Below are 16,251 nucleotides of genomic sequence, written 5' to 3' on the forward strand. Positions count from 1 at the left end.
GAGTGCGGACCGGGTTTGCCGTGACGGGTTGAGGGCTGGAGGAGAGGCCTCCGGCGCCCGTCGCGGAGAACCGCGATGTCCAGACATGGCCGCAACGCTCGCGCCGGGACCGACCGGGCGAGCCTTTACGACGACATCACCAACAGGATTATCGCCGAGCTGGAGGCCGGGCGCGTGCCCTGGGTCCAACCCTGGGGAACGGCCGCTGCGAAAGCGCCGCTCGCCATGCCGGCGAATGCTGCGACCGGCCGGCAATATTCCGGGATCAACGTGCTGATCCTGTGGGGCGCGGTCGTCGAGCATGGCTTCCCGGTCCAGAGCTGGCTGACGTTCCGCCAGGCGCTATCGCTCGGCGGCCATGTCCGCAAAGGCGAGCGCGGCACCACCGTCGTCTACGCCGATCGCTTCATTCCAGACGACGAGAAGAAGCGCGCGCAGGAGACCGGCGAGGAAGCGCAGGCCATTCCGTTTCTCAAGCGCTTCACCGTGTTCAATGTCGCGCAGTGCGAGGAACTGCCCGACGACCTCGCCGTCGCGCCGCCCGCACCGGAACCCGGCCTGATCGAGCCGCGCGTCGAGGCGCTGATCAAGGCGACCGGTATCGATTTCCACATCGGCGGCGAACGCGCCTTCTATGTGCCGGCGCAGGACTATGTGCAGGTGCCGCCGCCGCAGGCGTATTTCGAGACCATCAACTGGCACCGCACGGCCCTGCATGAGCTCGGTCATGCGACGGGGCATGCGTCCCGCCTCGGCCGCGACCTGTCGGGCTCCTACGGCTCGAAGAAGTACGCCTTTGAAGAACTCGTCGCCGAGATGAACGCGGCCTTCTGCTGCGCCTCGCTCGGCATCACTCCGACGGTGCGCCACGCCGATTACATCGGCTCGTGGCTGGACGTGCTGCGCGAGGACAATCGCGCCATCGTCCGCGCCGCATCGCAGGCCAGCAAGGCGGCCGACTGGCTGCTCGCCTTCCTCCCCGAAACCGAGACGGCCGTGGAATCCGTGAACAACAGGAGGGCGGCATGATCCTCCTGACAGACGACCTCCGCGAACGCCTGCTCGCCAACGGCCGCGATCGCGGCGCCGATCATGTGCCCGTTGTCAAGTTCTTCAACCCGCTGGGCCAAGGCATCTGGCTCGCTTCCGAGCTGGACGCGGATGGCGATACCCTCTTCGGCCTCGCCGATCTCGGTTTTCCCGAGCTCGGCAGTTTCTCGCTCGAGGAACTCGCTTCGATTGTCCTGCCCTTCGGCATGGGGATCGAGCGCGACATCCTTTTCACCGGCGACTTTCCGATCTCGGTCTGGGCGGAGGCCGCCCGCGAGGCGGGAAGCATCCGGGCGGCCGAGCGCATCCTCTACCGGGCGGCTTCGCCTCGACGTGATGGCGCGTGACGCCCATCCTGAACTTCGCGGAACCGGAGATGAGCGTTTGCGCATCTCCGGTTTTGCGCCCCGGATCGCCGGGAGGAGCCGCCGCCCCTCAGAGTGAGAGGGCGGCGCTTCGCTTCGTGACGGGTTTGGAGACCGAGAGAGAGGCTCTCGGCGCCCGTCGCGGAGTATCCCGACATGGCAAAGGCTGCCAGGAAGATCGTCTTCTCGCGCTCGCGCGACATCCCCTTCAACAAGCTCGTGCTCTCGGAGTCCAATGTCCGGCGAACCCGGCCGGAGGCCGAGCTCGACGAGCTGGTCCACGACATCGACCGGCGCGAGGACCTCGTGCAGGGCCTCAACGTCCGCGCCATCCTCGACGCGGACGGCAATGAGACCGGCATGTTCGAGGTGCCAGCCGGCGGGCGCCGCTATCGCGCTATCGAGCGCCTGGTCAAGGCCAAGCGCTTCCCGAAGGACGGACTCGTCCCCTGCATCGTGCGCAAGTCCGACACCAGAATCCTCGCCGAAGACGACTCCCTCGCCGAGAACCTGCTGCGCGCCGGACTTCATCCGCTCGACCAGTTCCGGGCGTTCCAGGACATGCTCGACAATGGCATGACCGAGGAGGAAATCGCCGCGGCCTATCTCACGACGGTGCAGGTCGTGAAGCAGCGCCTCCGTCTCAACGCGGTCTCGCCCGTGCTGCGCGATGCCTATGCCGAGGAGCGCATGACACTCGACATGCTGATGGCCTTCACCGTCAACCCGGACCACCAGAGCCAGGAGCAGGTGTGGGAGGCCGTGCAGCATTCCTACAATCGGCAGCCCTGGCATATCCGCCAGTTGCTGACCGAGACCACGATCCCCGCCTCCGACAAGCGCGCGCGCTTTGTCGGCATCGACGCCTATGTCGCCGCCGGCGGTGCGGTGCTGCGCGACCTGTTCGAGGACGACGACGGCGGCTGGCTCGCCGACCCGGCGCTCCTTCACCGCCTGGTCAGCGAGAAGCTGAAGGCGGTCGCGGACGAGATCGCCGCCGAAGGCTGGAAGTGGATCAAGATCGACCTCGACCTGCCCTACGGCTACGACCACGGCCTGCGCCAGATCGGCGGCACCTTCGTCGATCTCACCGAGAAAGAGCGGGCCGAACGCGAGGCGCTGCGCGCCGAGTACGACCGGCTCGAAGCGGAGTATGACGGCGCCGACGAGCTGCCGGACGAGATCGACCAGCGCCTGGGCGAGATCGAGGAGGCGCTTGAAGCCTTCGAGAAGCGTCCCGTCGTCTACGATCCCGCCGACATCGCGCGCGCCGGCGTCTTCGTCAGCGTCGATCGCGATGGCGACATCGTGGTCGATCGCGGCTATGTGCGGCCGGAGGACGAGGCGCCTGTCGCCGTCAACGGCAGCGGCGCCGAGGTCGTTCGCGAGCCTGACGCTGTCGATGCTCCCGCGACCCCGTCCGCTCAGCGCGCCGTCATCACCATCCGCGGCCAGGGCACGGACGCGGACGATGACGAGGAGGACGACGCCATCAAGCCGCTGCCCGAGCGGCTGGTGATCGAGCTCACCGCCCATCGCACGCTGGCGCTGCGCGATGCCGTAGCCAACCACCCGCAGGTCGCTCTGACGGCCCTCCTGCACAAGCTGGTGCTCGACGCCTTCAAGCGTAACGCGCACGGCTGCGCCGTCGAGGCGTCCGTCCGGGAGGTCCACTTCCCCGTTCAGGCAACCGACCTGAAGGACAGCGCCTCCGCCAAGGCCATCCAGGCGCGCATGGACGCCTGGAAGGCCGACATGCCGCTCGAGGACGACGACCGGCTGTGGAACTGGATCGCCGGCCTCGACGATGCGAGCCGTCTCGCGCTGCTCGCGCACTGCGTCAGCTACGGGATCAACGCTCTCTACGAGCGTCCGAATCCCCATAGCGGCTATGGCGTCACCCAGCATGGGCTCGACCGGCGCATGCGCGATGCCGATCGGCTGGCGCGCGCCACCAGCCTCGACATGGTGGAGGCCGGATGGCGGCCGACCGTCGCGAACTATCTCGGCCGCGTGACGAAGAGCCGGATCATCGAAGCCGTCCGGGAAGCGCTCGGCGAAGAGAAGGCTCAGCTCATAGATCATCTCAAGAAGCCCGAGATGGCGAAGGAGGCCGAGCGCCTGCTCGCCGACACCGGCTGGCTGCCGGAGCCGCTGCGGTCCGCCGATCCCGATGCGACGACCTCGGTCGATGTAAGCGGAGGTGAAGGCGATGAAACACTGCCGGCCTTCCTCGCCGACGATGAGGACGAGCAGGCGGATGACGGCGAAGGCGATGCCGACGACCGGGCGATGATCGCCGCCGAATGACGGAACCCACGGCGGGGCGGCTCCGGCTGCTCCCGCCACCCCTCGATCAGGAGCAATCCGATGACCAAGCTCAGCTCGGCCACGCCTCGCCGCGTCGTATTCCAGTATCTCGTGCCCGTCCATGTCGAGGTCGAGGACGGCCTCGTCCGCAGCGTGACGGTGATCGACGAAACGCCCGTCGAGAACCCGACCGTTGTGGAAGGCGATGCCGACTATCTGGAGGAGGCGGTGAAGGCCGCCGATGACGGCCAGCCCTGGCCGTCCTGGCAGTTCGGCCATTAGCCCGACCTTCTCTCCATCCAACCAGTAGCCCGGCCACCGCGCCGGGCTTTTGCGTTTTCAGGAGCCTGTCATGCCCACCTATACCGTCGAAACGACCTACCGCGTACCGGTCTACCGGCAACGCACCTATGAGGCCGCAACACCAGCCGAAGCCTGTCGCCGGGCCATCGAGGACGATGACTGGTCCAACGACAAGCTCGACTACGAGGCCGCCGGCGAAACCTATGTCACCGGCATCTGGATCGGCGCTGACGCCGCCTATTCGGGTGAGGCCGTCCCGGTCCCATCGCACTTCGATGAGACCATCCAGCGGAAGGCCGCGCACTTCGAGGTCCTGTTCGGTCTCCTCAAGATCGTCGTTGCGGACCAGATCTCCCAGCGAGGGACGGACGCCTATTGGCTCGCACGCGCGAACGCCGCGGTCGCGAAGGCCGAGGCGATCCTTGCCGGTGCGCGCGATCCCGACGAGCCCCTCGCTCCGCCGCGGCCCTTCCATGTCCTCGCGCAGCTCCTGGAGGACCGCGTCCGCGACCAGATCGCCGCGATCATCGAGACCGATCCTGAATTCGCGCATCTCACGGCGGACAGCGTAGCGGATGACGACATTCGCGCCGCTTGCCTCGCAGTCGCCGCAAGCATCGATCTCTCGGAGGAGATCGGCGCCGCGGAATTCCGCGCGGCGCTCGCCGCCCTGCGAGCCCAAGAATTCGAAGGGAGGCTGAGATGTACGCCACCCATCTCCGCCTCGACGTCACAGTCCGGGACAGCGACCGCACGGTGATCCGCGCGGCACGGCGCAAGCTCACGCGATCGGCGCGGCGTGATCCGGCGAAGCGGGAGGCGCGCAAGCGCTTCTACCGCGAGATGCTGGAGCATCACGCCAATGCGCAGCGCCTCGCCGGCGAATTCCGGCTCTGACCCCGCCAACCGCCAACCCTTCTTTCTCCAACCGGCCCGGCCCCCGCGCCGGGCTTTGTCGTTTCAGGAGCCTGACATGGCTGACTTCTTCACGCACTTCTCCTGCCTCCTCGATGTCGGCACGCCGCAGAACGCCGCGCGTGCGCTCGAAATCTACAATCGCATGATGGAGGAGAACGCCGCCGAGGACCCTCTGTCCGAGGCGTTTCTCCTCTCCATCCAGCCCGAGCATGGCGGAACGCAGATCTGGATTCGCGATGACACGACCGGCGATCCTCAGGCCGTCATCGAATTCGTGCTCCGCTGCGCCGAGGAATTCGGCCTCACCGGACGGTGGGGCTTTCAATGGGCGAATACCTGCTCGCGCCCGCGTGTGAATGCCTTCGGTGGCGGCGCGCATGTGCTCGATCTCGGCCGCCGCAGGACCGTCGCCTGGATCGCGACCAATGGCTGGCTCGACCGCACTTTGTCGGACGAGCGCGGAAAGCGAGGTGCGCGATGAGCATCCCCGATCACGCGCGGGCGAATTTTGCGACGCTGCTGCGCGCGGCGGCTGACGGCAACCTTGCGCTCATGGAGTGCTCCGACGCCGTCACCGGCGAGGCGCGCTACGTCATCTGTGCCGTGAGCCGCGACGGCACGGATTTCATGTTCACGCCGTTCGGCCATCTCGCCGACGGCAACCCCTTCGACGCCTACGTGCCGCCATCGGCAACCCTGCCGGACGAACCGACTCCCTGATCCTCGCGTGCGTGGCGGCGCGCGGTGAAGGCTGCGTGACGAGAGGGAGAGCCTGGCCGGGACGGGTTTGAGCCGGTGCGGTCCAGAGAGAGCGCCGGCCGGCTCGCCCGTCTCCGCTCTCCCAGAGGTTCATCGACATGACTCCATCCACTGCCTTCGCGGCCGCGGCGTCGCCGCTTGCATCGTCGGCTGATATCGCCCGCTGCATCGACGCAGCCGCCCACCTTCTTATTCCTCATCTTGAACAGGGTCGTCAGGTTGACGCGGCGATCCTTCGCGCCGCGATGGAGCGAGGCTTCGGCGGCTCCGATGCGTCCGGCGCCTGGGACTGGAAGACCGCCTACGACGCCTGCGAGGCCGCGACCGTTCTGTTTCTCCGCAAATTCGGAAAGGCGATTTTGCGCAAGGCCGGTTCTCCGGCCCTGGCCCTCTCCATGCTGGAGAAGATCGTCGGCCTCCTGCCGACGCATACGCGCCGCTCGGCCGAGAGCGAGGCCCTCCAGCAGTTCTCAACGCCGATCCCGCTCGGCCTCGCGGTCGCGACGGCCGCGGCGGTCACGCCAGCCGACCGCGTGCTCGAGCCTTCGGCCGGCACCGGCCTGCTCGCCATCCTCCCCGAGATTGCGGGCGGATCGCTCGTGCTCAACGAGCTGGCGGAGACCCGCGCCGGCCTTCTCGCCCTCCTCTTTCCGGACATCGCCGTGAGCCGGCATGACGCCGCGCAGATCCACGATCACCTCGATCCCGCCATCGTGCCGAGCGTCGTGATCATGAACCCGCCCTTCTCGGCGATGGCCAACGTGCAGGGCCGCATGGCCGACGCCGCGCTCCGCCATATCGGCTCAGCACTGGCTCGGCTCGCCGAAGGCGGCCGCCTGGTTGCGATTACCGGCGCCAATTTCGCGCCCGACGCTCCGGCCTGGCGCGACGCCTATGTCCGGCTTCAGGAGCGCGGCCGCGTCGTCTTCTCCGCGGCCATCGACGGTCGCGTCTATGCCCGGCACGGCACGACATTCCCAACGCGGCTCATCGTCATCGACAAGCGCCCGGCCAGCGATCCGACCGCGTTCCCCGATGCGCCCGGCGTCGCGCCGGATGTCGCCACCCTATTGGCGTGGATCGCGAAGCACGTTCCGGCACGGCTGCCGGTCGATGCCTCCGTCGGTCTGCCGGCTGTCACGACGCCGCGCACCGTTCGCGGCTACGTCGCCCGTACCGCACAAGCCGCAACGCGGCTGAGCCCCGCCGAGCCTGAAGGTGTCGAACTCGCCTACGAGACGATCGACTGGACGCCGCCACAGGGGGCGCGTCTCTCCGATTCCGTCTACGAGGACTATGCGCTCCAGAGCATCCGGATTCCCGGCGCTCAGGACCATCCGACGCAGCTCGTCCAGTCGGCGGCCATGGCTTCGGTCGCGCCGCCCAAGCCGAGCTACCGGCCGCGCCTGCCGGCGAACATCCTGAGCTTGCTCTCGGGCGCCCAGCTCGAAACGGTGATCTATGCCGGCGAGGCGCATTCCGGCTATCTCGCCGGTGCCTGGACCGTGGACCAGACCTTCGACGTCGTCACCGCCGCGCCCGAGGACGCCGAGGGCGCGGTCCGCTTCCGGCGCGGCTTCATGATCGGCGACGGCACCGGCGTCGGCAAAGGCCGCGAGGCCGCAGGCATCATCCTCGACAACTGGCTGCGGGGCCGCCGCAAGGCGGTGTGGATCTCGAAAAGCGACAAGCTTATCGAGGATGCGCAGCGCGACTGGTCCGCGCTAGGCATGGAGCGCCTCCTCATCACGCCGCTCTCCCGCTTCCCGCAGGGCAAGCCAATCACGCTGCGGGAGGGCATCCTATTTCTAACCTACGCCACGCTGCGCTCCGATGACCGCGGCGAAAGGCTTTCCCGCGTCAAACAGATCGTCGAATGGTTGGGCTCCGACTTCGACGGAGTGATCATTTTCGACGAAGCCCATGCCATGCAGAACGCGGTCGGCGCCAGGAGCGAACGCGGCGATCAGGAGGCCTCGCAGCAGGGCCGCGCGGGCCTGCGGCTCCAGCACGCGCTCCCAGATGCACGCGTGGTCTACGTCTCCGCCACCGGCGCGACGACCGTGCACAATCTCTCTTATGCGCAGCGGCTCGGCCTCTGGGGCAGCGAGGATTTCCCGTTCTCGACGCGCGCTGAGTTCGTGGAGGCGATCGAGGCCGGCGGCGTCGCGGCGATGGAGGTGCTCGCCCGCGACCTGCGCGCGCTCGGGCTCTACACCTCGCGCTCGCTCTCCTTCGACGGCGTCGAATACGAGCTGGTCGAGCATGAGCTGACGCCCGAGCAAACGCGCATCTACGACGCCTACGCCGACGCCTTCGCGATCATTCACAACAACCTCGACGCCGCCATGCAGGCGGCCAATATCACCGGCGGCAGCGAGGGCAGATCGGGCACGCTGAACCGGCAGGCCAAGGCCGCCGCGCGATCGGCGTTCGAGAGCGCCAAGCAGCGCTTCTTCGGACACCTGCTCACCAGCATGAAGACCCCGACCCTGATCCGCTCGATCGAGCGTGATCTCGAGCAAGGCCATGCCGCCGTCATCCAGATCGTCTCGACGGGCGAGGCCCTGATGGAGCGGCGCCTCGCGGAGCTGCCGACCGAGGAATGGAACGACGTCCGCGTCGACATCACGCCGCGCGAATACGTCCTCGACTATCTCGCCCATTCCTTCCCGGTCCAGCTCTACGAGCCCTACACCGACAGCGAGGGCAAGCTGTCGTCGCGTCCGGTCTATCGCGACGGCCAGCCGGTCGAAAGCCGCGAGGCGGTCGCGCGCCGGGATGCGCTGATCGCGAAGCTCGCGAGCCTGCCGCCCGTGCCCGGCGCGCTCGACCAGATCGTCCAGCACTTCGGCGCCGACATGATCGCCGAGGTGACGGGGCGCTCCCGCCGCATCGTCCGCAAGCTGGGCAGTGCCGGCCGAAGCGATCGTCTCGTCGTCGAGACGCGCGCGGCGTCCGCCAACCTCGCCGAGGCGCAGGCCTTCATGGACGACCACAAGCGCATCCTGGTCTTCTCCGACGCCGGCGGCACCGGGCGCAGCTATCACGCCGAGCTTTCCGCAAGGAACACGCGCCTGCGCGTGCACTACCTGCTCGAGCCCGGCTGGAAGGCGGACACGGCCATCCAGGGCCTCGGCCGCACGCACCGGACCAACCAGAAGCAACCGCCGCTGTTCAGGCCGGTCGCGACGAACGTCAAGGCCGAGAAGCGCTTCCTCAGCACCATCGCCCGCCGGCTCGACACGCTCGGCGCGATCACGCGCGGCCAGCGCGCGACCGCCGGCCAGGGCCTGTTCCGGCCGGAGGACAATCTCGAATCCCACTATGCGCGGGACGCGCTTCGCCAGCTCTACGTGCTGATCGCCCGCGGCAGGATCGCGGGCTGCTCGCTCGAGCGCTTCGAGGCGGCCACCGGCTTGACGCTCACCGATGCGAACGGGCTCAAGGACCAGTTGCCGGGCATCAGCACGTTCCTCAACCGCATGCTCGCGCTGACCATCGATCTGCAAGGCGTCCTGTTCACTGCGTTCGAGCAGCTCCTCAACGCCCGCATCGAGGGCGCCATTGCCGCCGGCACCTACGATGCCGGGCTGGAGACGCTGCGGGCCGAGAGCTTTGTCGTCACCGGCCGGCAGACGATCCATACCCATCCCGGCACGGGCGCCGAGACGCGGCTCCTCACCATCATGCAGCGCCAGCGCAACCGGCCCCTCACGCTCGACGAAGCCTTGAGCCGGCTGCGCGAACGCGGCGCACGGCTTCTTGTCAACGCGCGGTCCGGCCACGCCGCCGTGCAGGTCCATGCCCCGTCCGTCATGCTCGACGACGGCGAGGTCGAATACCGCGTCCGCCTGATCCGGCCGATGGAAGCGCCGAACGTGCCCGTCCGCACGATGGCGGAGAGCCATTGGAAGGATGCCGACGAGGCGAGCTTCGCGGCCGCCTGGACGGCCGAACTGGCCGAGGTGCCCGCGTTCACCGACTCCACTCTGCACATGGTCTCGGGCCTGCTGCTGCCGATCTGGAAGCGGCTCCCCAACGAGTCGACCCGCGTCTATCGCCTGCAGACCGACGACGGCGAGCGCATCATCGGCCGCAAGGTTTCCCCGGCCTGGGCGGCCACGGCAACCGCGACCGGCCTGCCTTCGCTGACGCCGGACGACGCCTTCGCCGCCTTGATCGAAGGCAAGACCGTCATCGACCTCGCCGAAGGTCTTCAGCTTCGCTGTGTCCGCGTCATGGGCGGCCATCGCATCGAGCTGTCGGGCTTCACTGACACCATGCGCGAGCGGCTCACGGCCTACGGCCTCTTCCACGAGATCATCTCGTGGAAGCTGCGCCTGTTCGTGCCCACCGACGCCAGCGGTCCCGCGATCCTCGCCAGGGTGATGGACCGCTATCCCATCGAGCGGGTCGCCGAGCGGGAGGCGGTGTGATGTCCCGGCTCGACGCTTCCGAACTGGCACGCCGGCTCGCGCGCAATGCCGAAGCGGTGTGCCGCCACTATCTGTCCAACGGTCATCGCGAAGGCCGCTACTGGATGGTCGGCGACGTGCGCAACACGCCCGGCCGCTCGATGTTCGTGCGCCTCATCGGCCCGGAAAGCGGCAAGGGCGCGGCCGGCAAGTGGACCGACGCCGCGACCGGCGAGCATGGCGACCTGCTCGACGTCATACGCGAGACCTGCGGCCTCGTGGATTTCGCGGACGTCGCGAGGGAGGCGCGCGCCTTCCTCAGCCTGCCGCAGCCCGAACCGCAGGCGAGCGAGCGTCGGCGCACGATCCAGCCAGCTCCAACGGGTTCGCCGGAAGCCGCGCGGCGGCTGTTCGCCATGTCGCGGCCGATCCACGGCACGCTCGCCGAGACGTATCTCCGCCGGCGCGGCATTACGGCTTTGCACGGAACCGGATCGCTGCGCTTCCACCCGCGCTGCTACTACCGGTCCGATGAGTATGCCGCGACCGAGACCTGGCCCGCCATGATCGCCGCCGTCACCGATCTCGGCGGCCGCCTCACCGGCGCGCACCGGACCTGGCTCGATCCCGACGGCTTCGACCCCGTCCGTCTCGGCAAGGCGCCGATCGACACGCCGCGCCGCGCGATGGGCGATCTTCTCGGACACGCCGTCCGCTTCGGCGTCGCTGGCGAAGTCATGGCCGCAGGCGAAGGCATCGAGACCATGCTGTCGCTGAGGACGGTGCTGCCCGGCATGCCGATGGTCGCCGCCCTCTCGGCCGCCCATCTCTCGGCCATCCTCTTTGCGGACACGCTGCGCCGGCTCTATATCGCGCGCGACGACGATCCAGCCGGCGATGGCGCGATGGCCGCGCTGATCGAGCGCGCGTGCGCCGACAGCATCGAGGCGATTGTACTCTCGCCAAGGCTCGCCGACTTCAACGAGGATCTCCGGATGCTCGGCCCCGACGCGCTGCGGGCAGCCCTTCGGGCGCAGATCGCGTCCCGGGATGCCGCTCGCTTCATGGCCGAGGCCGCATAGCCCTGATGAATGTGGACGTGCGGCCGGAACGGATGACTTGGCTCCGCCGTCATGCCGGCGGTCGATGCTGCTCGCGCCGGAGAGAGCCGCGCCCTCGGCCTTCAAGAGGGCGATCGGGACGGCAAGCGGCCCGGCCCGGCAATGGCTGCGGCCGGCTATTTTCCGTCGGCGGCGGAGCCGCCTTTACATCGCGAAGCAAAATAGCCGGCCTTCGCCATCCTCCGCTCGCGCTTCGGCCCTGCGCTTCGCTCCGGGTGCAGGGCCGGCCCGCCCGCCGTCTTCCGTCGCCATGAAGGCCGCGAGGGTCGCGGCCAATCCAGCGACGGAGCATCCCATGACCAGCGACGACGACTTCGAGCCCCACCACAGCTCCTCCCCGACCGATCACGTCCTGACAGAGCTGCAGCTCTATGGCTTCCGCCCCTTCCAGGGCGAAGCCGACCCGCGCCCGCTTCCCGAGGGCAATGCCGTTGCCGGGGCCATCGCCGACATCTTCGACGCTCTCGTCGCCACCCTCGGCGACACCCGCCTCGAACCCGATCTCGAGGACCTGCTCTGGTCGACCGTCAACGTCTTCCACCGCGCCGCCGACCGCATCGCGCGCGAGCTCGACGACAACGAGCAGGCGCAGCGCCGGAGCCAGCAGGAGCAGGACGGCACCGAGATCAAGTCCGTCGAGCTGGAGCGGCTCATCGCCGAGGGACAGACGCTCATCGAGCGCCGCGACGCCTTCGAGCTGATGCGCGACCAGGCCTGCGAGCACTTCGAGCGCCACACCGGCTCGGCCTGGCGGCCGCGCAGCGGCTCGCTCGTCAACCATCGCGCCATGACCGCGGCGATGATCGACAGCCGCGACTTCCTCGCCGCGAAGAAGCGCGCCGAGACCGAGGTCATGCTGCCGCCCGGCCCGAAGGTCGCGCTGAGCGGCGGGCTCGACTTCAACGATCATCGCCTGATCTGGGCCAAGCTCGACCAGGTGCACGCCAAGCACCCGGACATGGTGCTCATGCACGGCGGCTCGCCGAAGGGCGCCGAGCGCATCGCCGCACGATGGGCCGATCACCGCAACGTGCCGCAGATCGCCTTCAAGCCGGACTGGACGAAGCACGCCAAGGCCGCGCCATTCAAGCGCAACGATGCCATGCTGGAGGTGCTGCCCATCGGCGTCATGATCTTCCCCGGCACCGGCATCCAGGAGAACATCGCCGACAAAGCCCGCAAGCTCGGCATCCCGGTCTGGCGGTTCGGGGGCGCGTGAGCGCCGCCGACCAACGTGCAGCCTCCCCATTGATCTATAGAAAACGTTCCGCGTGGCCGCTTCAAGCAGTCCGCAGGTACTCTGCTTTGTGCTCGGATATGCTTCGCTCCTTGTTAGAAGGCGCTGCGGGACCTTCAGCTTACCAGCGGCTCGGAAAGTAGCGCATTTCCTACGCGCTCGCCCTGGTTGCACGCTTAACTTTAGAGGCCTACTTTTTTCCAACTATAACGGCAAGCAACTGAGCAAAGCTGCCGTTCCGCCGGGGGGACTGATGGGCTTGTTCGAAGATTGGCGGGGTACACTTACTCTGCCACGCTTGGCCGAGCTTCGGGTGAAGGTTGGCCGGAATTTAGTCCGTCAAATCGTGTTTCGTGGCGCGACAACCCGCGCCCGAATTTTTACCTCCGAGTTTCCGGGTCACGACCTCATCAAGACCGACCTCAAATCGCCCTATGATGAAATCTATCTCCGGCGGAAAGGTGCGAAGCGCCGGACAACCAACCTTCCCGTTGTCACCACAGGCCTCAACCTTGATCCCGCGAAGCTGCCCGGGACGTTGACGCTCCGCTGGGACGGGATCACGCCGCTCGTCGAGCGTGCGAACACGCCCGAGAAGCTGCTAGACACCTGGGTCAATCAATTCAGCTTTCGCCTTGAAGGCGAGAACGGTGAACCGGGGCTGCGCCTCCCACAGATCGGCGCGCTCCATGCGATCGCGGCGCACTTTGCCGTTGGCGACACGTTCCAACCGGCGACAGTTGTGCTGCCGACCGGAACGGGGAAGACCGAGACGATGCTCGCCGCGCAAGTCTACCTGCGTCCGGCCCGTACGCTCGTACTCGTCTCAGGCGTTCCGCTGCGCGATCAAATTGAAGAGAAATTCGTCACGCTCGGCTATCTTCCGACCGCAGAGGCTGTTCCCATCGAACTCCCAGGGCCGCGCGTCGCAGTTATTTCAGGCGGCATTCGGAGCGTTGCCGAGGCCGAGAACCTGATCAAAGAGGCGAACCTTTTCATCGCGCTTCCTAACTCGCTGGACGCGTCCCATCCTGACGCGATTGATGCACTAGCGGCCGGTTGTTCGCACCTCTTCGTCGACGAGGCGCATCACATCACCGCCAAGACGTGGAAATCGGTTCGAGACCGCTTCAGCAAGGAAAAGGTGGTCCAGTTCACCGCCACGCCGTTCCGACGTGACGAGCAGCGCGTTGATGGCAAGATCATCTTCAACTACAAGCTGGGGGACGCGCAGCGCGCCGGGTACTACAAGCGGATCAACTTAAAGACGGTTGAAGAGTATGGCGACCAAGAGGCACGCGACGAAGCCGTTGCCCGCGCCGCAGTTGAGGCCCTTCGCCACGACCTGAACGACGAAAAACTCGACCACATCCTGCTTGCCCGCACGGAGACGCAGGCGCGCGCAGATGTGCTCGCCGAACTCTACCAAAGGCTGGCGCCGGAGTTCGCGCCGGTAAAGGTCTACTCAGACCGTCCGGACAGTCAGAATCGTGCCGCCCTAGCCGCGCTCAGAAACCGGAACAACACCGGTTCTCGGATCGCGGTCTGCGTCGACATGCTTGGCGAGGGCTTCGACTTTCCTCAGTTGAAGGTTGCAGCGTTGCATGACACCCACAAATCGCTGGCCATTACGCTTCAGTTCATTGGGCGCTTCACGCGCAAAGGGCCAGTGAATGTCGGAAACGCTACTGTTGTCACCAACATCGCGGATCCGCAGGCAGAAAGGAAGCTGGCCGGACTCTACGCCGAAGGAGCTGACTGGGACCATCTCATTCGGCGGCTCAGTGAAGCGCGAATCGATGACGAACTCAGGTTACAAGACGTTGTCGAGCAACTGAAACAGAAAGGCACGCTGTCGGCCGAACTGTCGCTTTGGAATCTGCGGCCTGCGATCTCGACCCAGTTCTACAAGACGAAATGCAAGGAGTGGATGCCGCTCCAATACGCGGACGTTCTGCCGCCTGGTGCCGAAACATGGTACGCACTCGACGACAAGGACAAGCTTCTCGTCGCCGTTGTCGCCCTGACCGAAGAGGTCAAATGGGGCGACTATCAGAACATCACAAACAGCTTCTACGACCTGATCATCGCCCGCTGGGACAGCGATGAGAGCGTCCTTTCGATCTATGCGAGCGATTATGATCGCATGCGCACGGAGCAGATGGCGAAGGCGATCACCAGCAACAACGTCGAGCTCTTCGGCGGCGATGCGATCTTCAACATCCTGAACGGCGTCGAGCTGCCGCTTGTCAAGAACCTCGGTTCGCGCCGGGTCGGTGCCATCAGCTTCACGACCTACTTCGGAACAAACGTAACCGAAGGGCTCGCGCACATCGACAAGTCCGAAGCCGAACTCAACCACATTGCCTGCGTCGGTTACGAAGACGGGGACCGCGTACTGTGGGGCGGCGCGAAGCGCCGCGGCAAGGTCTGGCAGCTTCGCAAGTCCGGCTCGGTCGCTGACTGGGCGGCCTGGACGAAGACAACCTGGGGGAAGGTGACAACCGATGTCGACGACGTCACCAACATCATCAAAGGTTTTTTGCGGCCAATCAAACTAGCGGCCCCCCACGCGTCGCACGCGATCTCTGCCGAATGGGGCGAACAGGCTCAACTTAGCCTGAGCGAGCGGCAGTCGGTATTGTTCGGGACTACCGAGAAGCTGCTCTACGAGGTTGATGTGGGCATCGACTCCGTGGAGGCTGACGGCACCATCAACGTGTGCTTCGAGGCCGAAGACGTTGGGGCTGTCTACCGTCTCGAAATCTCACCGGCGCTTCCTGGCGGCTACGCCTACAAGCACACGTCAGGTCCCAAAGTTCAGTTCAAGAAGGTGACGAAGCCGGCTGAGCCGTTGGAGGTCTACCTGCAAAGGGATCCCGTCATTATCCGCTATGCGGACGGCACGCATTCGTACAACTGCTATCACATCCCGACAAAGCTCGATGCCGGGATCTATTCGAAAGATCAGCTGGAAACCTGGGACTTCAAGGGTATCTCGCTCAACAAAGAGTCGATTGGCAAGGCGGGTGACACAGCCACGATCCAGTACCGCGCTTTCGCGCAGTTGCGTGACGAGTACGACCTGATCTTCAATGATGACGGCAAGGCCGAAGCGGGCGACTTGGTCTGCCTTAAGGATGTTGATGAGAGCACCATCAAGCTGACGCTCGTCCACTGCAAAGGAGCGATTGGCGCGCGCGTCTCCGGCTCCATCGAAAACTTCTACTTCGTCTGCGGTCAGGCCCAGAAGTGCATCACGAAGAAGCACAAGGGCGTCGAACGCCTCGCGAAGGACCTGAAACGGCGCGAGGCCCAATGGGCCGCCAACGGGGCGACGCGCTTCCTCAAAGGCGGCCAACGGGAGTTGTCGTACTTCAAGGAGAAGTCCCGGAAGTCGAAAGTTGAGTTTGAGGTCGTCCTCGTTCAGCCGGGGGCGAGCGTGGATAGTGTGACGGTGCCCATCCTGCAGCTTCTCGCCACGACCGAATTGTTTTTGAAGAAGACCACCGACGCGAATTTCCGCGTCGTGCTCAATGCCGCTTCAGAGTAGCCGACTACCCCTCTAGGGCGTACTTGCGCGTGAGACTTTTCGCACACGCATCCAGAAAGCGATAGGCCGCAAAGTCAAACTATCCGATCTCGGTTCCGTTGCAAACTTCGTCGCGGAAGCGCAGGTCGCGACGCAATACCCCTCCAAAGCCGCACCGCTTGGATTATATTGTCGAGAGCGCCGTGGTGGTGGTGGAAGGCGCGACCGTCAGATCCTT

Annotated in this window: 12 protein-coding genes; all 12 read left to right on the top strand. The window is 66.2% G+C overall.

Translation table 11 applies throughout. The features are described from left to right. Positions 1-75 precede the first annotated feature (75 nt). On the top strand, positions 76-1,029 hold the full coding sequence (locus NWI_RS11065) for an ArdC family protein (RefSeq protein ID WP_011315347.1): 954 nt from the start codon (positions 76-78) through the stop codon (positions 1,027-1,029). After that, entirely contained in the window at positions 1,026-1,397 is a 372-nt protein-coding gene (locus tag NWI_RS11070) for a DUF2958 domain-containing protein (protein WP_011315348.1), read from the top strand. Before NWI_RS11065 ends, NWI_RS11070 begins: the two co-directional genes overlap by 4 nt. Positions 1,398-1,571: 174 nt before the next feature. Next, the gene (locus NWI_RS11075; RefSeq protein ID WP_011315349.1) at positions 1,572-3,725 is read left to right on the top strand and encodes a ParB/RepB/Spo0J family partition protein; all 2,154 of its coding nucleotides are present in this window, start codon (positions 1,572-1,574) and stop codon (positions 3,723-3,725) included. 60 nt (positions 3,726-3,785) lie between these two features. Next, the gene (locus tag NWI_RS11080; RefSeq protein WP_011315350.1) at positions 3,786-4,007 is read left to right on the top strand and encodes a hypothetical protein; all 222 of its coding nucleotides are present in this window, start codon (positions 3,786-3,788) and stop codon (positions 4,005-4,007) included. Between the two features lie 70 nt (positions 4,008-4,077). After that, complete coding sequence (locus NWI_RS11085) at positions 4,078-4,788, top strand: hypothetical protein (protein ID WP_011315351.1); 711 nt, start codon at positions 4,078-4,080, stop codon at positions 4,786-4,788. Next, a complete protein-coding gene (locus NWI_RS11090; protein WP_041345025.1) occupies positions 4,731-4,925 on the top strand; it encodes a hypothetical protein in 195 nt (64 codons plus the stop codon). Before NWI_RS11085 ends, NWI_RS11090 begins: the two co-directional genes overlap by 58 nt. A gap of 76 nt (positions 4,926-5,001) precedes the next feature. Continuing rightward, a complete protein-coding gene (locus NWI_RS11095; protein ID WP_041345027.1) occupies positions 5,002-5,427 on the top strand; it encodes a hypothetical protein in 426 nt (141 codons plus the stop codon). After that, complete coding sequence (locus NWI_RS11100; RefSeq protein ID WP_011315353.1) at positions 5,424-5,666, top strand: DUF6117 family protein; 243 nt, start codon at positions 5,424-5,426, stop codon at positions 5,664-5,666. Before NWI_RS11095 ends, NWI_RS11100 begins: the two co-directional genes overlap by 4 nt. Positions 5,667-5,803: 137 nt before the next feature. Next, positions 5,804-10,144, top strand: a complete 4,341-nt coding sequence (locus tag NWI_RS11105) for a strawberry notch family protein (RefSeq protein WP_011315354.1) — start codon at positions 5,804-5,806, stop codon at positions 10,142-10,144. Continuing rightward, a complete protein-coding gene (locus tag NWI_RS11110; RefSeq protein ID WP_011315355.1) occupies positions 10,144-11,205 on the top strand; it encodes a DUF7146 domain-containing protein in 1,062 nt (353 codons plus the stop codon). Before NWI_RS11105 ends, NWI_RS11110 begins: the two co-directional genes overlap by 1 nt. Before the next feature lie 334 nt (positions 11,206-11,539). Next, entirely contained in the window at positions 11,540-12,463 is a 924-nt protein-coding gene (locus tag NWI_RS11115) for a DUF2493 domain-containing protein (RefSeq protein WP_011315356.1), read from the top strand. Positions 12,464-12,734: 271 nt separating this feature from the next. After that, positions 12,735-16,034 carry a DEAD/DEAH box helicase gene (locus tag NWI_RS11120; RefSeq protein WP_011315357.1) on the top strand — a complete coding sequence of 1,100 codons (3,300 nt, stop codon included), beginning with the start codon at positions 12,735-12,737 and terminating at the stop codon, positions 16,032-16,034. The last annotated feature ends 217 nt before the right edge of the window (positions 16,035-16,251 follow it).

The organism is Nitrobacter winogradskyi Nb-255, assembly GCF_000012725.1.
Lineage (GTDB): Bacteria > Pseudomonadota > Alphaproteobacteria > Rhizobiales > Xanthobacteraceae > Nitrobacter > Nitrobacter winogradskyi.